This window comes from Winogradskyella immobilis (genome assembly GCF_021887715.1).
Lineage (GTDB): Bacteria > Bacteroidota > Bacteroidia > Flavobacteriales > Flavobacteriaceae > Winogradskyella > Winogradskyella immobilis.
This window is the reverse complement of the sequence record NZ_JAIQXX010000009.1, coordinates 90,058-108,086: the sequence shown is the minus strand read 5'-3', so window position 1 is coordinate 108,086 and position 18,029 is coordinate 90,058. Positions and strand designations below refer to the sequence as shown.

At 31.9% G+C, this 18,029-nt stretch carries 20 protein-coding genes; 5 read left to right on the top strand and 15 right to left on the bottom strand.

Translation table 11 applies throughout. The features are described from left to right. Window positions 1-54: 54 nt before the first annotated feature. Window positions 55-2,532: a zinc-dependent metalloprotease gene (locus K8Z87_RS08555; protein WP_227477086.1), complete on the bottom strand. Its 2,478-nt coding sequence runs from the start codon at window positions 2,530-2,532 to the stop codon at window positions 55-57. Between the two features lie 146 nt (window positions 2,533-2,678). Here K8Z87_RS08555 and K8Z87_RS08550 point away from each other — a divergent pair, with 146 nt between their 5' ends. Continuing rightward, window positions 2,679-2,960, top strand: coding sequence for a DUF3817 domain-containing protein (locus tag K8Z87_RS08550; RefSeq protein WP_227477085.1), 282 nt, complete (start codon window positions 2,679-2,681; stop codon window positions 2,958-2,960). Between the two features lies 1 nt (window position 2,961). Beyond that, a complete protein-coding gene (locus tag K8Z87_RS08545; RefSeq protein ID WP_227477084.1) occupies window positions 2,962-4,209 on the top strand; it encodes a mechanosensitive ion channel family protein in 1,248 nt (415 codons plus the stop codon). Here the strand turns inward: K8Z87_RS08545 and K8Z87_RS08540 are convergent. From K8Z87_RS08540 to K8Z87_RS08525, 4 genes are all read right to left on the bottom strand, one after another. Further along, on the bottom strand, window positions 4,196-5,257 hold the full coding sequence (locus K8Z87_RS08540; protein ID WP_227477083.1) for a hypothetical protein: 1,062 nt from the start codon (window positions 5,255-5,257) through the stop codon (window positions 4,196-4,198). The two genes, K8Z87_RS08545 and K8Z87_RS08540, sit on opposite strands and share 14 nt — an antisense overlap. Next, on the bottom strand, window positions 5,257-6,381 hold the full coding sequence (locus K8Z87_RS08535) for a hypothetical protein (RefSeq protein WP_227477082.1): 1,125 nt from the start codon (window positions 6,379-6,381) through the stop codon (window positions 5,257-5,259). Before K8Z87_RS08535 ends, K8Z87_RS08540 begins: the two co-directional genes overlap by 1 nt. Window positions 6,382-6,513: 132 nt before the next feature. Further along, window positions 6,514-6,906 (bottom strand): acyl-CoA thioesterase, encoded by a 393-nt coding sequence (locus K8Z87_RS08530; protein WP_227477081.1) that lies wholly within the window; start codon window positions 6,904-6,906, stop codon window positions 6,514-6,516. 104 nt (window positions 6,907-7,010) lie between these two features. Continuing rightward, a complete protein-coding gene (locus K8Z87_RS08525) occupies window positions 7,011-7,898 on the bottom strand; it encodes a DUF72 domain-containing protein (protein WP_227477080.1) in 888 nt (295 codons plus the stop codon). Window positions 7,899-8,053: 155 nt separating this feature from the next. On the opposite strand from K8Z87_RS08525, the gene K8Z87_RS08520 reads away from it, so the two are divergent. Further along, window positions 8,054-8,470: a glyoxalase gene (locus tag K8Z87_RS08520; protein WP_227477079.1), complete on the top strand. Its 417-nt coding sequence runs from the start codon at window positions 8,054-8,056 to the stop codon at window positions 8,468-8,470. On the opposite strand, the gene K8Z87_RS08515 is transcribed toward K8Z87_RS08520, so the two are convergent. Next, a complete protein-coding gene (locus tag K8Z87_RS08515; RefSeq protein WP_227477078.1) occupies window positions 8,467-9,144 on the bottom strand; it encodes a DUF2461 domain-containing protein in 678 nt (225 codons plus the stop codon). The two genes, K8Z87_RS08520 and K8Z87_RS08515, sit on opposite strands and share 4 nt — an antisense overlap. 159 nt (window positions 9,145-9,303) lie before the next feature. Between K8Z87_RS08515 and K8Z87_RS08510 the strand changes: the two genes are divergently transcribed. Together K8Z87_RS08510 and K8Z87_RS08505 are read left to right on the top strand one after the other, a co-directional pair. Then, window positions 9,304-9,525 (top strand): hypothetical protein, encoded by a 222-nt coding sequence (locus K8Z87_RS08510; RefSeq protein WP_227477077.1) that lies wholly within the window; start codon window positions 9,304-9,306, stop codon window positions 9,523-9,525. A gap of 130 nt (window positions 9,526-9,655) precedes the next feature. Next, window positions 9,656-10,093: a DUF4293 family protein gene (locus tag K8Z87_RS08505; protein WP_227477076.1), complete on the top strand. Its 438-nt coding sequence runs from the start codon at window positions 9,656-9,658 to the stop codon at window positions 10,091-10,093. Between the two features lie 55 nt (window positions 10,094-10,148). Here the strand turns inward: K8Z87_RS08505 and K8Z87_RS08500 are convergent, their stop codons facing one another. The 9 genes from K8Z87_RS08500 to hisD all read right to left on the bottom strand — a co-directional run bounded on the left by K8Z87_RS08500 (window position 10,149) and on the right by hisD (window position 18,028). Then, window positions 10,149-10,934: a tRNA pseudouridine synthase A gene (locus K8Z87_RS08500; protein WP_227477075.1), complete on the bottom strand. Its 786-nt coding sequence runs from the start codon at window positions 10,932-10,934 to the stop codon at window positions 10,149-10,151. Between the two features lie 36 nt (window positions 10,935-10,970). Further along, window positions 10,971-11,339: a hypothetical protein gene (locus K8Z87_RS08495; protein WP_227477074.1), complete on the bottom strand. Its 369-nt coding sequence runs from the start codon at window positions 11,337-11,339 to the stop codon at window positions 10,971-10,973. 93 nt (window positions 11,340-11,432) lie between these two features. Next, window positions 11,433-12,047: a bifunctional phosphoribosyl-AMP cyclohydrolase/phosphoribosyl-ATP diphosphatase HisIE gene (hisIE, locus tag K8Z87_RS08490; protein ID WP_262905862.1), complete on the bottom strand. Its 615-nt coding sequence runs from the start codon at window positions 12,045-12,047 to the stop codon at window positions 11,433-11,435. An 89-nt stretch (window positions 12,048-12,136) separates the two neighbouring features. Beyond that, the gene (gene hisF, locus K8Z87_RS08485; protein WP_227477072.1) at window positions 12,137-12,892 is read right to left on the bottom strand and encodes an imidazole glycerol phosphate synthase subunit HisF; all 756 of its coding nucleotides are present in this window, start codon (window positions 12,890-12,892) and stop codon (window positions 12,137-12,139) included. 48 nt (window positions 12,893-12,940) lie between these two features. Next, on the bottom strand, window positions 12,941-13,657 hold the full coding sequence (gene hisA, locus K8Z87_RS08480) for a 1-(5-phosphoribosyl)-5-[(5-phosphoribosylamino)methylideneamino]imidazole-4-carboxamide isomerase (protein ID WP_227477071.1): 717 nt from the start codon (window positions 13,655-13,657) through the stop codon (window positions 12,941-12,943). Between the two features lie 62 nt (window positions 13,658-13,719). Then, complete coding sequence (gene hisH, locus K8Z87_RS08475; protein ID WP_227477070.1) at window positions 13,720-14,301, bottom strand: imidazole glycerol phosphate synthase subunit HisH; 582 nt, start codon at window positions 14,299-14,301, stop codon at window positions 13,720-13,722. A gap of 118 nt (window positions 14,302-14,419) precedes the next feature. After that, a complete protein-coding gene (gene hisB, locus K8Z87_RS08470; RefSeq protein ID WP_227477069.1) occupies window positions 14,420-15,556 on the bottom strand; it encodes a bifunctional histidinol-phosphatase/imidazoleglycerol-phosphate dehydratase HisB in 1,137 nt (378 codons plus the stop codon). 151 nt (window positions 15,557-15,707) lie between these two features. Continuing rightward, window positions 15,708-16,745 (bottom strand): histidinol-phosphate transaminase, encoded by a 1,038-nt coding sequence (gene hisC, locus K8Z87_RS08465; RefSeq protein ID WP_227477068.1) that lies wholly within the window; start codon window positions 16,743-16,745, stop codon window positions 15,708-15,710. Beyond that, window positions 16,742-18,028 carry a histidinol dehydrogenase gene (gene hisD / locus K8Z87_RS08460; protein WP_227477067.1) on the bottom strand — a complete coding sequence of 429 codons (1,287 nt, stop codon included), beginning with the start codon at window positions 18,026-18,028 and terminating at the stop codon, window positions 16,742-16,744. Before hisD ends, hisC begins: the two co-directional genes overlap by 4 nt. Window position 18,029 lies beyond the last annotated feature (1 nt).

Here is an 18,029-nt window from a genome sequence, read left to right as displayed (position 1 = left end):
TTTTATCTGCAAATTAGATTTAGCAGCGTCAAAATAACACGACGATTTTTTTAATTATTTAGGGTCTAAAATGGCATTGATACGTTCAATACAATCTCTATAATGGTATTTTGTTTCTGTATTTACTGCTCCATTAGCGGCACTTCGTAATGCTTGTTTCATTACATTTAATTCTCCACGTACAATTGATCTTACGTCAGATTGATTTACATTATAAAACTTTCTTGAGAATTGTCTATTCATCTCTCCTGTCATTAAAAATCCTAAGCGATCTATATGTGCACGCTGTAAGTTTCTGCGATACACATCTACATTAGATCCAGAATTCATTTCGGACCAAATGCCTTTTCTTAAATCTCTTAGCATATCTAAAGCCTTGTAATTACTAGAATCTAAAGCACTGTAATCGATTAAACGTCCAATACGCTCAAAATCTAAAAGGATATTTAACTGACGTGCTTGCAAACCTCTTAAACGCTCTGTGTAACCCGCATAATCTATATTCGTTAAAATGTTTTTATCTAGTAACCATGTTGGTGTTGCAAAAGCATTTTTTTGTAACCATTGCAATGCTGTTTTCTGATCTTCTTTAGACACCATACTATATACCGAGCCCGATTGCGAAGGGTTTTTAGTATCGTCATAAACACCTCCTACATGGCGTGTTACATGTGTAATATAACGGTTCCATACTCCTAACAATTCTCCATACAACTCTCCTAAGTCATCGTAGTTATTTGTTTGATCACTCGTCCATGCAGGTAAATTAGCAGCAACTATTTTTAAGTTTTTAAGCCCATAAGTACTTGCTTTTACACTATTGTTACCAATATCTTCAGTTTGTGTTGTTGGATCAAAATTACTGCCTTGACTTCCAAATTTATAAATAGGATCTCCTGCCTTTTCAGTTACCCATTTATTTAATGTAGAACGTTCTGCTTCTGGTGAATTTGCATTAGGTAAATAACGGTATCCAAAATTAATAGCATAATCATCATAAGGTCCTAATTGTCTCACAAAACGTACACCTATATCTCCTGGTTGCGCTATATAATTATAACGCGCATAATCCATTATTGTAGCTGCAATGCCATTTTTTTGTGTGAATGGGCCATTTCTATAACTCTCTACATCGTAAGCATAACTCGCAGCCATATTATGAGGCAAACCTAAAGTATGACCAACTTCGTGAGCAATTACCATTTTCATCATTTCTCCAATTTCTGCTTCAGGTGTATTTAATGTACGCGCTGAAGGATTTGCTGCACCTGTTTCTAAAAGATAGCGGTTACGGTATGAACGCAAATGGTTATGATACCAGATAATATCACTCTCTATAATTTCACCAGTACGCGGATCAGAAACACTTGGTCCTGTTGCATTACGTGTAGTACTCGCCACATAGCGTATTACTGAATATCTAATATCTTCAGGACTAAAATCTGGATCTTCTTCTTTACTTGGCGGGTCTTTAGCGATAATTGCATTTTTAAAGCCCGCAGCCTCAAATGCTTTTTGCCATAACTCTACTCCTTCTTTCATATAAGATCTAAATTTTTCTGGAGTAGCAGGATCTAAATAATAGACTATTGGCTTTATTGGCTCTACCAACTCACCTCTTTTATAAGCTTCAATGTCTTTAGGAACAAGTCTCCAACGACGAAGATATGTTTTACGGTCTGCTTTTAACTCTTCACTTCCATAATCGAATTTACTTAATGTAAACCAACCGACACGCTCATCAAACAAACGCGGTTGCATTTTGTCTTTAGGTAATAAAATCATAGACTGATTCATTTGCACACTAATCGTCTCATCTCCATTATTTCCTGGTGGCTGAGAAGCATTATATGTAAAGTCTTGGATGACTTCTATATTCTCAGGAAAGCTTTTCATTGAGTTGATAAAACTTCTTGATTTATCTAAATTACGAACTCTATATTGAGTTCTTGCTCTAGAAGACAACCCACTTAATGCTTTTACGTCAGAGCCATAAAAGTTAGTAACATCAATCACTACTTTGGTAGAATCTTTAGAGATTGCTTGAATATCGAACGCATATAATGTAGGCTCGTAATTATTAGATTCTACAGAAATATTGATAGGTAGTTCTTCATCAGCAATAGCACTATACGATTTTTCTTTGATTAAGATTTTGTCTTTAAAACGCTCCCAACGCACTAAACGGGTATTGGTTTTTGTACCTGCATTAACAAAGCCACCGCCAAAATTAGCAGGTAATTTTGCAAAACGACTTACTAAAAGCATATCTGTATTTAGATATTCGTTAGGGATTTCAAAGTAGAATTTATCACCAACCGTATGGACATCAAACAATCCGTTGTCAGTCTTTGCATCTTTAGTAATTACTTTGTTGTAATCTTTAATTTTACCTTGTTTTTTCTTTGGTGGAGGTGTTGGTTTAACTGCAGTAGCAGCTTCTTTTTTTCGTTTTCTTTTAGATTGTGCATCTATATCATTAAGGCTAATAGCAATAACAAAACAGATCATTAGTGAAATAATTTTTCGCATTTTAAATGAGATAGTAGTTAATAATTTCGGTTAATTTTCGTTAAAGGTAAATAATAGATTTTTAGTTTTTCAAAATTTCTTAAAAGCTGTTAAAATCATGTGGTCTATCCACTTTTCTAACTTATTTTTGTAATAAATTATGAGTTATGTTTTCGCTTTTCAACATCTTTAGAATTGTAGCTTTTTTAGAAGGCTTATCGTATATATTATTATTAGGTATTGCTACACCTGTTAAGTATTTAATGGACGATCCGCAATACGTGAAATTACTAGGCATGCCACATGGCATATTGTTTATGGCCTATATTGTACTTGCGTTCTTTTTAAAACCAGAAAGAAACTGGCCTAACAAAACGTTTATGTTTATATTGTTAGCTTCAATAATCCCTTTTGGAACCTTTTACGTGGATCGGAAATATTTAAAATAAAATGGAGAATATAAAGTCTTTTGTTTACGATAAACTTATAGCATCTGGAGTAAGCACACAAAACGCTCAGCTATTAAATATGCTGATTTGGCTTATTGGCTCTATTATCATTGTATTTATTATCGATTATATAATACGCCGGGTTTTAAGACGTATTTTTTCTGGTATTGCTAAACGTACTAAATCTAGTTTTGATGATATTCTTGTACAAAATAAGCTACCGAGAAATATAGCACATATTATCCCTGTAGTACTCTTTATAGAATTAATCCCAATCATTTTTAAAGATTATGATGCTATAGAAAACCCTGTAGAAACAGCGATGAAAGTCTTTGGCATTGTACTAATTCTATGGATTGTGCGTAGTTTATTAAATTCTATTAAAGATTACCTAAAAACGCTTCCTAACTTTAAGGATAAACCTATAGATAGTTATATACAAGTTTTTATGATTTTTGCATGGGTTATAGGTATTTTTTCTGCATTTGCAATAATCACCGGCACTGGATTTATAAAGTTTGTTACCACTTTAGGCGCGGTTTCGGCTATTATAATATTAGTGTTTAGAGATACTATTTTAGGGTTTGTTGCCAGCATACAAGTGTCAATAAATGATATGGTGCGTATTGGAGATTGGGTAACTTTTGAAAAATATGGTGCCGATGGTGATGTCATAGAGATTAACCTTTCAACGGTTAAAGTACAGAATTGGGATAAAACCATAACAACAATACCAACATACGCTTTAATTTCTGACTCTTTTAAAAATTGGCGTGGTATGCAAGCTTCTGGAGGCCGACGTATTAAACGCTCAGTAATTATTAAAGCATCGACTATTCATTTTTTATCTTCAGAAGATATTCGAAAATTTAAAAAGATTGAATTGATTTCTAACTATATATTAGATAAAGAAGTTGAAATTAATACACATAATCAATCGCATAGTATTGATAAATCTTTATTAATTAATGGCCGAAATTTGACCAATTTTGGAGTCTTTAGAAAGTATCTAGAAACATATATTAAAAATCATTCGGAGATAAAAAAAGACATGACCATGATGGTTCGTCAATTAGCGCCTACTCCACAAGGTATACCTATGGAAATCTATGCCTTTAGCAACGATCAACGTTGGGAAAACTATGAGTTTATTATCGGTGATATCTTTGATCATGTATTAGCCTCTGTTTCCTATTTTGATTTAGAGGTTTATGAACTCTCTGCTATTTCAGATTTTAATCAACAGTAAATTTTATAGCTTTAAATTCTGTTTCTTTCTCAGAATTTGTTTGTGTTAAATCTTTATCAAATGGATGATTGAGATTATTACCTGCTAAATCTTCTAATTTAGATTGCACCACTAGTGTATATTCTCCCAAGGCAAATGGATGCTCTGGTTGAAATTTAAGCGTTTGCTCTTGGTTAATTAATCTAAAATCACCACTAACAATATCTTTATTAGAATTTTCAATATGAAATGATTTGCTAGCTAGAACACCATCTAAAGGTTCTTTAAAATGAACAGTTAATACATCTAGATTTACTAATAACTCCCAATCTTCTATATGTAGCATTTTAACATCACGCTCTACGACATTAAATGTTTTTTGATACGGTTTTCCTAAAGTATTACCTTGAGCATCTCCCCAGTTAGAATCAATAGTCAAAGTGTATTCATTCCCTTTTAAAATAGGCAACCCTTTTTCTTTATTAGGAATCAAGTCTGTTTTAATTCGTCCTGGATCTAACCATAAGGTTAATCGTGTATGTTCTTTATTCCAAAGTTCTGTATTAAGTTCTAAAAACACATCTACTTCTTTTCCCGTATTATTATTGGTAACTTTTATAAAATCTAAAGCAGAACCAACTTCTTGCATAGGTTTTGAAAATTGGAAATACATCTTCAATAAATTTTCAGGCAGAGTATTGGTAGATGGATAAATAGCGATAAGTGTTGGAGCTTCTACATCATCATTTTTATATATTGTAAAACTGGATTTTTGCTCTCCATTTTCTTTCAATATATATGTAATACCAGCTGAAAACGGGACGACGGGTTCAAATGTATAATCATCTCCCTTAAAATTATATGAACCGAGAAGAGGAGTATTTAAATTAGTACTTAAGAACACTTTTGCTTTTTGTGTTGCTAGTTGAGATGAATATGTAATAGAAACAGCCTTGCCAGACTGATAAATGACTTCTATATCTTCTTTATTCTCAGTTTTACAACTTAATAAAAAACAAAAAACGACCAAGAAAACCTTAGTCGTTTTTGTAAATGTATGATGTACCATTATACTCTATTTGTAGGTCGGCTAACTAAAATAAGTTCTCCTCCTGAAGTACGTTGTAAATACACAATATTGTTAGCATCTAAATTATCTAGTTGTAATACGTTTACCATTGGTAAATTTGTGTATTGTACTCCTTCAGTATTATAACCTTTAACTGGCTCTGTTAACTGAGATTTAAAATTGATGATGTCATTATAATCAATGCTCATTACTGGACGATTAGAATTAGACATTAAAAAATGAGGTTTCCCATCTCTTTCAAAAGTAATCATATCTATTGGAGCATTTCCTGCGCCTAATTCAGCTACAGTTCTACCTGTTACATGTGTACCACCTTTTAGTTCATCCATCGGAAATAATACTAAAGGCGTGCATGTATAACTCGCCATTAAATAATCTTTATTTTCTATATTTATAACACTAAACGTTCTAATTGGCGCATAAGTTTCAAAACGTGCGTGTGCAGCATGATATATTTTTAAAGATGCATGATCTTGCGCATTAGTAAAAGGAAAAGGCATACTTCTAAATGTAGAACTAAATTCTTCATTAGACAAACCAGTTACCATCACTTTACCATTGTGGTATTTTAAATCAGAGATCGCTGAAGCACGTTGCGAACGTCCTCTTCTATCTTTCTTATCAGCAGAAATTGGATTTGTTAAATCTATTTTAGAATAGCTAGCATCTTTTAGGTTTACATTCTCAAAGTTCTCTCCGTTCAACTTTAAAATAACAGGAGTTCCATCAGCTGTGTTAACTGAAAAATAAACAGCTTTAGATACTGGGTTTACAGCCATGTCAGTAACTCTAATTTTGTCTGTAGTTGTACCTAATGAAGCTGCAATCTTATTGTCAACTTCTCTTAAAACTACACGTTCAGAGTTTTGTTTTGAAGTATTATCTTTTGTATCAATAGCATAGATTGCTGCATTTTTAGAGTCACCTACAAAAAGAATGCCTTCTGGTCCAAAACTTAAAGCATTGATTGAAGCGATACCTGTATCTCCTTCAATAAAATCCGCAGTAAGTGGCGATGTATTTTCGGTATTGTTTTTACTTACAGCAACAAGCGTAATTAATGCTAGTGCACATAAAGACACACTTAATATTAATTTTTTCATTTTATTTGTTTTTAATTTATTGATAATTAGTTATATGATGTTATAAAAATACTGTTTATTCAAATTCTAAAACGCTATCCTTATTCAATTAACTCTATTTTAACAGGTGAAATGTATCGTTATAATTATAAATTATTTGTTATCAAGACGATCTTTCACAAACTCTACTTCTGTCTTTCCGTGCGGTGCTGGTTTTCCATCTGGCCCTAAGTTTACCATAATAATATTATCTACCGTTAAAATGGTTTCTCTGGTCATTTTGTTACGGGCTTCACACTTCATTGTCAATGAAGACTTTCCAAACTTAATGACCTCCATGCCTATTTCAACAATATCTCCTTGTTTGGCAGATGCCATAAAATTAATTTCTGAAATGTACTTGGTTACAATTTTAGAATTTTCTAATTGTATTATTGTATATAATGCTGCTTCTTCATCAATCCAAGCCAATAATTGACCTCCAAATAAAGTGCCATTAGGATTTAAATCTTCGGGTTTTACCCATTTGCGTGTGTGGAATCTCATATGTTTAGGTGTTAGGCACTTCGGCAAGCTCAGTGTGACATGTTAGGCACTTCGGCAAGCTCAGTGTGATATGTTAGGTTAATTATTATTTTTTATTTAAATACTTAAAGTAAAGTTGTTTGTTGCCCATCATCATTTGGTATTTTTAGTGACATACCTAGATTTTCATTTAATTGTTGTATTAAATACGTTGATAATAAAGGGGATTCTTTTTCTATATTTTGATGTACAAAAAAATCTATCTCTTCAATTCCGGCATCTTGCCATTGTTTTAAGCGATCTACCCAATCGTCTAACCGCGAATAATCTGAAGCATGGTTAGCTCCAACATATCTTATAAACGCTCTAGAATTGGTTAATCGCATATGCATAATATCGCGTCGACCTGCAGAATCTACAATAATATTAGAAATGTTATTTTCTTCTAACAATTTAAATAATTCTTCTGCTATAGAAGCATCATTATACCAATCAGTATGCCTAAACTCAACTGCTAAAGGCATTTCTTTTGGCCATGATTCCATAAAATCGATAACACGATTAAAATCTTTCGGCGCAAAATTACTGTGCATTTGCAGAAACAAACATCCTAATTTTTCCTTTAGATGTATAGCGCTATACAAATAATGTTCTACAACTTCTTTTACTTCTGTTAAACGTTTCCAATGACTAATTTCTTGATTGAGTTTTGGAAAAAACCGAAAGTTGTCTGGTGTCTTATCATACCATTTTTGAAATTGTTCTGGAGGAAAAATTCTATAAAAAGTTGCATTAAGCTCTATAGAATTAAATTGACGCGAATAATATTCTAATTCATCTTTTGTGCCTCTAGGATAAAACCCTTTAAGATCTGCTCTATTCCATTTAGCACAACCTACATAAATATTTGTAGATTTTGAAGATGATTTTTTTAAAACACTACTAGTATCTTTATGATCTTTAGGTAAAGTAAAATCTATTAGTTCTGGATTGTCAACACGTCCAAACTTCATAATTTAAATTTTGAATAAAGATAATTACTATTCAGCAATCCTACTAAAAATAATCGTTGTTAATAAAACCGTTAACAACATAATTATCGTTTCAATATTACTGAGGTGTTAATCCCTAAATTTAATTCCATATTAATGCTAAACTCTAAGTATTTATGGATACCCGATCAAACCATCTACTAAGCATTCGTCCTTTAATTCCTTCTGCAAAGATCTACGATAATATGAGTCCTGAAGAAGCTTTTCAGAATAAAACTTTAAGACCAATCATTAAACTACAGCATGATTTGCTTATTGCTGTTTTTAAAAATTACATCACTAAACATAAAAATGTGTTTCACGAACTCTCGTTACAAAAACAGCTAGATTATATTGAAAATGCCATACACAAAGACATGAAATTTAGAAATTCTGTTAAGGGTATGATTATCGGTCAGTTTACTACAGAAGAATATACATTGTACATCACCAACTCATCAGCATTAAACAAACGTATGATGACTATTGTAAAAGAACGCTTAGTAAATAGCATTCAACTTTTTCTTAAACCCGAAATATTAAAAGCCATTTAAATTAAAGACTCACCATTAAGATTAGTAGTTAAAACACTACTCATATAATCGAAATATGGGCGTATTGCTATAAAAGCATCGTTAACTTCGTTTAAAAAATTATCGGATAATACCTCTTTATCTGTGTACTTTTTTGTGAAGATAAATTGTTTTTTACGGATAAGATCTATGGCAGAATGTTCTTTATCAAAGCCTTTAGGCGCTGTTTTTAATTCGTCACCTACCATATCTCCCCAAACCGATTTAAAGGTTTTATCGTTTAAAATATCACGGATTTCATCATCATCCATTTCAAACTCTTTACGAATACGCAATAGATCTTCTTTATTTGGCTCCCAAAACCCTGTTGCAATAAACGATTCATTGTTAGGCTGAATATGTAAATAGTATCCACCTCTTAAATCGGGTTTTCGTCTCAAAAAAGAACCGCCAAAATGTGTTTTATATGGTGTTTTGTTTTTTGAAAATCGGACATCTCTATAAATCCTAAAAATTTTAGTTTTATCGATATGGTCGTGCGTATTCATTAATTCATCTATATGATGATACGCTTTTTTTATCTCTGCCTCTATGCTTTTAAAGTCTGGTTTATGCTCTGTAAACCATTCTCTATTATTATTTGCGCTTAATTTTTTTAAAAAAGTAAACGTTGATTTTGGTATTGTAATGTTCATAAAATCTTACCTTATAAGGGTTTAAAATTACAAAAAGAAAAAGACACATTTTATATTAAAAAATCATCTTTTTATAACGGTAATAATAAGATGCTATAAACTTGTCTATGTCCTATATTTTCACTATAATGCAAAACTTTTAAAACAGACATTATATTTATGGGTAGACCAGCAACTAAACCGACCAAACTAAAGGATGGATACTACATTGAAATCAGAAATAAAGGTTCAAGATCAGGTATTAAACTATACAGTCATTCTAAACTTCAGATGCATCGTGCAATAAAAATGTACGAACGTTCTAAAGAAGTTTTAATTCTTGGAGAGTCTGTTAACGGTAAATTTGTAGATAAACAACCTGTGTTACACGTTGTTGATTAGCGAATTTTCTTTCATTTTATAGCATAGCATTTTTAGCATATATTAAGCATTTGTTTATTTTTTTATAAATTGTTGATTAATTCATGGTGATAATTTACACCATAATATTAACCAATTAATCACTTTTATTATGACAAATTTATCTACAAGTAAACCTCCTGTTTGGTTTTGGATTGTCTCTGTGTTAGCATTAATCTGGAATGGCATGGGAGTTAATGCCTATCTACAACAAGCTTATGATACAGAAGCCCATAGAGCTTTATATACTGCCGAACAGTTAGATGTAATTTCGCAACAACCTGCTTGGTATACTACCGCTTTTGCTATAGCTGTGTTTTGTGGAGCATTAGGCTGTATAGCATTGCTGCTTAGAAAAAGATTTGCAAAATTATTGTTTATATGTTCATTTATAGCTGTCCTAGTTCAAATGTATTATAATTTAATTCAGAATAGTAATCTGAAAGATGCCGGTGCTTTTGAATGGTCTATGCAAATTGCAATTCCTGTAATTTGTATTTTAATGATTTTACTATCTAATAAAGGTATTGCAAAAGGCTGGCTTAAATAAAATACGCCAACCAACCAAAGTGATAAAAGAGCATCGGTAAATACTGATGCTTTTTTTATTGAAAATTTACAGAATGTAATATCAGCCCAGAAGCTGGCGCTATATAATCCATAACTTCTGTACTGTCGTCTTTTAATGTAGATCTAATATTATCTAAAGTTATTTCTCCTCGACCTAACTTTATTAATGCACCAAACATTAACCGAATTTGATTTCGCATAAAACCTTTGCCAACGACCTTAAATATATAAGAATGTTCTGGAAAGAAATTAGCGATATACAAATCATTAGCTATAATCTCTGAAGATTGAATAGTTCTATGATATTCACCATTGTCTGTAGCACGATAACAATACGTTTTAAAATAATGAGAACCTTCAAATAGTTTAGCTCCTTGCTTCATTAACTCTACATCTAAAGGTTCTAGAATTGTAGTTAATATAGGAGCACAAAACGGATGGTTTTTTTGCCCTTGAGAAAATACATAATGGTATTCTTTAAGTTTTGAGTCTTGGATAACATTAAATGCTTTATCTACTTCTATAATAGATAACGCTCTTATGTCTTGTGGTAAATTATGATTAAACAATTCTAAAAAAGCCTCAAAATCATCAATAGGTGTATCGTGTAAAAACAACTCTAATGCAGCTTCATTAGCAGAAACCATAGCATCTGTACGTCCGGCACCTAAGGTTTTAAATTTTTGATCTTTAAGAATAAACTTTAGCGTACGATCTATCATTAAGTGAATCGTTTTTACATCGGGTTGTTTTTGCCAACCATGAAAACGATAGCCTAAGTATTGAATTTTTATAAGATAGTAAAATCGTTTTTGGAACATTATGAAATATATTAATAGAACTAAAAAGGAAACTTATTATTTTGATTTAATTGACTTTAGAATTTTTATATCTGTGCAACAAGGATACTCATAAACCTTTATGATCAACCAAACTATTTTTCCTTCTTTTCTTAATTTAATTTTTCTAAAAAGATCTACGCTGTAGAATTCTTTCCTGCTATATTGATTTGAAAAATTTCTGTTGATTTTCTTTAATTCTAGCTCACTTACTATATCTAATTTTAGCACCTGAAATCCTCTTTTTTCAAATGGCTTACAAATCATTTTATATATAACTTCATCTTTATCTTTAAAAAACCATTGAAATGCTTTAGTAAAGAAACTAATATAGAGAATAATGGTAATTACAAGTAATCCTATAAAAAGGTAATCATCTAAACTCATCAATATTAAGTTATTAATAGTACTGTACTAAGTTATTAAATAAATAGTGATTTAATAATTTATACTAGTATTACTATAAAGGTATTTTTACAACTAACGACGAGATTTTAAAACATCTACAACATCATTTAATTTATAACCCTTAGCTTGTAATAACATTAAATAATGAAACAGTAAATCTGCACTTTCGTTTAAAAAAAGCTCATCATTATTGTCTTTAGCTTCAATAACCACTTCTACGGCTTCCTCACCCACTTTTTGAGCTATTTTATTAATTCCTTTTTTAAAAAGTGAAGCGACATAAGATTTTTCTGCATCAGCAGAATTTATACGCGATGTAATAGTGTTTTCTAATTTTGAAATAAAACCATAATCCTCAGTATTAGATTCTGCCCAACAGGTATCAGTACCTTTGTGACATGTTGGTCCTTTTGGATTTACAGTAATTAGCAAGGTGTCATTATCGCAATCGTTTTTAATACTTACAAGATTAAGTACGTTACCACTTTCTTCGCCTTTTGTCCATAGGCGTTGTTTGCTTCTACTATAAAAAGTTACGAGGTTTGTTGCCTTCGTTTTTTCGAGTGCTTCTGCATTCATATAGCCTAGCATTAATACCGTTTTAGTTTGCGCATCTTGTATAATTGCCGGGATTAATCCGTCGTTATTTTTATTGAAATCTATTTTCATTACAAACTTGTTTGTCATTCCGTACTTGATACGGAATCTGTTATTTATTTTTTGAGATACTGAAACTACACTTCGACTGCGCTCAGTGTGACAGTTCAGCATAGCGACTAAAGCCGTACTTCTATATTGTTCTGTTTTAACTCTTGCTTTAAATCTGGAATAGGAATTTCGCCAAAATGAAATACACTTGCTGCCAAGGCTGCATCAGATTTTCCTTCCGTAAATGTATCTACAAAATGCTGAACATTACCAGCACCACCAGAAGCTATAATAGGAATATTTACCAAACCTGATAATTTAGCTAAAGCCTTATTAGCAAATCCTGCTTTTGTCCCATCGTGATCCATTGAGGTAAATAAAATTTCGCCTGCACCACGTTCTTCAACTTCTTTTGCCCATTCAAACAAATTTAATTCTGTAGGAATCGTTCCTCCTGCCAAATGCACAAACCATTTTCCGTCAATCTGTTTTGCATCAATAGCAACAACTACGCATTGGCTTCCGAATTTTTGTGATAATTCATTAATTAATTCAGGTCTTTTTACTGCTGAAGAATTAATGGATATTTTATCTGCTCCACAATGTAATAAAGCATCAACATCTTCTACAGATGAAATTCCGCCACCTACTGTAAATGGAATATTAACTTGCTCTGCAACGCGTAAAACCATATCGTGCATGGTTTTTCTATTTTCTAATGTTGCAGAAATATCTAAAAACACCAACTCGTCAGCACCAATCTCTGCATATTGTTTTGCCAATTCTACAGGATCTCCTGCATCTCTTAAGTTTACGAAATTAACTCCTTTAACGGTTCTTCCGTGTTTAATATCTAAACAAGGGATTATTCTTTTTGTAAGCATATTTATTTTTAACCAATCCCTATAGTTATCGGGAAGGAATCTTTTTTATTACACAAATCGTTCTAATTCTTTTAGGTCAATTTTGTTCTCGTATATGGCTTTGCCGATAATAACTCCTTCGCAACCCATAGCTTTAAGCTTTGGTAATTCTTCTATAGTAGAAATGCCTCCTGAAGCAATTAGTTTTACACCTCTAGCCTGTTCTAAAATCTGTGTATACAACTCAAAAGAAGGACCTTCTAGCATACCATCTTTAGCTATGTCCGTACAAATAACATATTGCACATTCTTTCTTTGATAGTTTTTTATAAAAGGAATTACATCTTCTGTGCTATTATCTTGCCAACCATTAATTGCTATTTTTCCATCATTACTATCTGCTCCTAAAATAATTTTTTGTCCACCGTATTTTGATAACCAGCCTTCAAATGTTTCTCTATCATTAACAGCAATACTGCCTCCTGTAATTTGACGTGCTCCAGAATTAAACGCTATATATAAATCTTCATTAGATTTTAAACCACCTCCAAAATCAATTTTTAAACTTGTTTTTGAAGCAATTTGTTCTAATACTTTATAATTTACAATATGCTTTGCTTTAGCACCATCTAAATCTACTAGATGCAAGTATTCTATACCCGAAGCTTCAAATTGCTTAGCAATTTCAAGAGGATTTTCATTATAAACTTTCTTTGTGCTATAATCGCCTTTTGTTAAGCGTACACATTTTCCGTCTATAATATCTATGGCTGGTATTATTCTCATCTTATTTCCCTTAAAACGGGGTTCTTATTAATTAAAATTACAGTACGTGCTGACATTATTATTTAAAGGCTCAAAAAATTATTTAGTACTTGTGCTCCTATTTCTCCGCTCTTTTCAGGGTGAAATTGCACTCCATAAAAATTATTATTCTGTATTGCTGATGTATATTCTAATTCGTAAGCAGTCGTAGCAATTGAAGTCTTTGTGTTCTCTGCATAATAACTATGTACAAGATACATATAAGCATTCTCTTTTATACCTTTAAATAAATCTGATTTTAAATTTGCTATCGTATTCCATCCCATTTGTGGGACCTTTACAGCATTAGAAAATCGTTTTACATCAGCATCAAAAACCCCTAAACCCTTTGTATTTCCTTCTTCTGTTTTATTACACATCAATTGCATTCCCAAACAAATGCCTAAAACAGGTTGTTTTAATTGAGGAATAATCTCATCCAACCCAGATTCTCTGAGTTTATGCATTGCAGAACTTGCTTCACCAACACCAGGAAAAATTACCTTATCAGCAGTTTTTATTTCCTCTGCATCACTTGATAAAACAGCATCGATTCCTAATCGTTTAAAAGCAAATTGTATGCTTTTTATATTTCCGGCTCCATAATCTATAATGACTAATTTCATTTTATGCTGAATTTATTTCATTAACTTTTTTTGTCAATCCCGATAGTTATCCGGAAAAGATCTTTTTATTGTTTATATTATCATGAGATTCTTGTCTATGCAAGAATGACAAAACTCTTTACAACATTCCTTTTGTTGATGGTAAAATCATTTTCTCTACATCTCTTTTTACAGCCATCTTAATTGCTTTTGAAAAAGCTTTAAAAATAGCTTCTATCTTATGATGTTCATTAGTTCCTTCTGCTTTGATGTTTAAATTACATTTGGCACCATCTGTAAATGATTTAAAAAAGTGAAAAAACATTTCTGTTGGCATTTTTCCTACCATTTCTCTTTTAAAATCTGCTTCCCAAACCAACCAATTGCGTCCTCCAAAATCGATTGCAGCTTGCGCTAAACAATCATCCATTGGTAAACAGAAACCATAGCGTTCTATTCCTAATTTATTACCTAAAGTTTCTGCAAATACTTCACCCAAAGCAATTGCTGTATCTTCAATAGTATGGTGTTCATCTACTTCTAAATCTCCATCAACTTTTAAAATTAAATCTAATTGTCCATGCCTGGCTATTTGATCTAACATATGGTCAAAAAATGCAATTCCTGTAGAAATATCACTTTTACCAGTTCCATCTAAATTTAAATCAATTTGAATCTTTGTTTCATTAGTATTACGCGTAATACTTCCTGTTCTGTCTTGTACTTTTAAAAACTCATAGATTTTAGACCAATCGTTGCTTTCTAAAGCTATACATTGTTCTAAATCATTTTTACTCATCGTTAATTCATCATCTCCTTCTTTATTGTTATTATTAATAAAAATGCCTTTTGATCCTATATTTTTAGCCAATTCAATATCTGTCATACGATCTCCAATTACAAATGAGTTTGTTAGATCGTACACATCAGAAAAATACTGTGTTAGTAATCCTGTATTTGGCTTGCGAGTTGGAGCATTGTCTTTAGCAAATGTTTTATCGATGATTTGTTCAGTAAAAACAATACCTTCTTGCTCAAAAGTTTTGATTAAGAAGTTATGTACTGGCCAAAAGGTGTCTTCAGGAAAACTATCTGTCCCCAAACCATCTTGATTGGTTACCATAACCAATTCATAGTCTAATTCTTTGGCTATCTTCCCTAAATATTGAAACACTTTTGGGTAGAATTCTAATTTCTCAAAACTATCTAGTTGATAATTTACAGGTGGTTCTATGGCCAAGGTTCCGTCTCTATCTATAAATAATACTTTCTTCATAACTTGTTATGAATCCTGAATTTATTTCAGGATATTTTTAATGTTTCATTATTTTATTGTCATTTCGAATGTATAAGAGGAATCTATTTAAGAGGTTCCTCGTCACTTTGACTCCGACAAGCTCAGTCTGACAGCTCTGTCGGAATGACATTTATTTTAATTCTTTTAATACTTCTATCAATTTCTCATTCTCCATTTTTGTACCTACTGTAAAACGTAAACAGTTTTTACATAAAATTTGATTACTCCTATTACGGACTACAATGCCTTGTTTTACTAATTGATTGTAACGTTGGTTAGCATCATCTACTTTTACTAACAAGAAGTTTGCGTCTGATGCATATACTTTTTCTACCAATTCAATATTTTCTAAATCGATGATTAATTGATTTCTTTCCGAAATAATTATTGCTATTTCTTCTTTTGTTTTTACAGTATTTTGTAATGCCTTTAATGCTACTTCTTGTGTTAGTTGGTTGACATTATATGGAGGCTTGATTTTGTTCAATATTGAAATGATTTCCTCTGAAGCGTAACATATTCCTAAACGAATACCTGCTAAACCATAGGCTTTTGATAAGGTTTGCGTAACAATTAGGTTTGAGAATTCATTTAAGCGGCTTAACCAACTTTCTTGAGTAGAAAAATCGATATAGGCTTCGTCAATAACTACGATCCCTTGAAATTCTCTAATCAATTTTTCCACTTTTTTAGCTTCGAAACTATTAGCTGTAGGATTGTTTGGCGAACACAAAAACAACAATTTAGTTTCTTTGTTTTGAGCATTTAAAATTGTATCTACATTGGGTTGAAAACTTTCTAATAGCGGGATATTAACTAATTCAACAGCATTAGTGTTTGCTAACACTTTATACATTCCGTATGTTGGTGGTAAAGCAATGGCAGCATCTTGTTTTGGTTCGCAAAACACTCTAAAAATTAAATCTAATACTTCATCACTTCCATTCCCTAACAAAATTTGTTCTTTAGAAACACTCTTAATTTTTGATAGTTCTTCTTTCACCAAACTCTGCTGCGGATCTGGATAACGATTCAATCCTGTATTAAACGGATTCTCATTAGCATCAATAAAAACCATTTCTGAAGACATGTCTTTAAACTCATCTCTAGCCGATGAATACGGCTGTAAATCCTTAATATTTTCTCTTATTAGACCTTCTATATTCATGATTTCAGGTCTTTTAATCGTAATGTTACTGCATTTTTATGCGCATATAATCCTTCTGCTTCTGCCATTAATTCTATAGCATTACCAATGTTTTGGAGACCGTTTTTAGATATTTTCTGAAAAGTCATACTTTTTGTAAAACTATCTAGGTTTACTCCTGAATACGCTTTGCTATATCCATTAGTTGGTAATGTATGGTTTGTCCCAGAAGCATAATCACCTGCACTTTCTGGTGTATAATTACCTATAAAAACAGAACCTGCATTTACAATTCCATTTATATATACATCTTCATTTGTACAACAGATAATAAAATGTTCTGGTCCATACATGTTTATTAAATCTAATGCCGTTTTATCATCTTCAACATATATAAATTTTGAATTAGAAATGGCTTTCTCTGCGATTGCTTTTCTTGGTAATTCTATGAGTTGAGTTTGTATTTCACTCGCTACAGCTTCTATTAAGTTTTTTGAAGTAGATACTAGAATGACTTGACTATCTGTTCCGTGTTCTGCCTGACTTAACAAATCTGAAGCTACATAAGACGCATTTGCAGAATCATCAGCGACTATTAATAATTCGCTTGGGCCAGCAGGCATATCAATAGCAACTCCATATTTTGTAGCCAATTGTTTTGCTACCGTTACAAATTGATTTCCTGGTCCAAAAATCTTATACACTTGAGGAATACTATCGGTTCCGAATGTAAGACCTGCTATAGCTTGTATTCCTCCTACTTTAATAATCTTAGTCACTCCACAAAGCTGTGCTGTATACAAAATGGCATCTGCTACTTTTCCTTCTTTATTTGGTGGTGTGCATAAAATTAATTCTTTGCAACCCGCAATAACTGCTGGTACTGCTAACATTAATACCGTAGAAAACAATGGCGCTGTTCCGCCAGGGATATATAACCCTACTTTTTCTATAGGACGTTTTTCTTGCCAGCATTCTACACCATTGAGCGTTTCTACAAAAACTCTTCCTGTTTTTTGTGCTCTATGAAATGCTTCAATATTTGATTTAGCAAGTTGAATGGCTGATTTTAAATTTTCTGGAATGGCATTAATCGCATTCTCTATTTCAATTTCAGTAACACTATTATCATCTAAAATAACACCATCAAATTTTGAAGTATATTTTGCAATGGCTTTATCTCCATCATTTTTTACATCATCAAAGATTTTAATTACAGTCGACTCAATATCATCTACAGTTTGTGTAGGTCTTTTTAAGATCTCTGACCAATCTTCTCTTTTTGGGAATTTAATCGTTTTCATA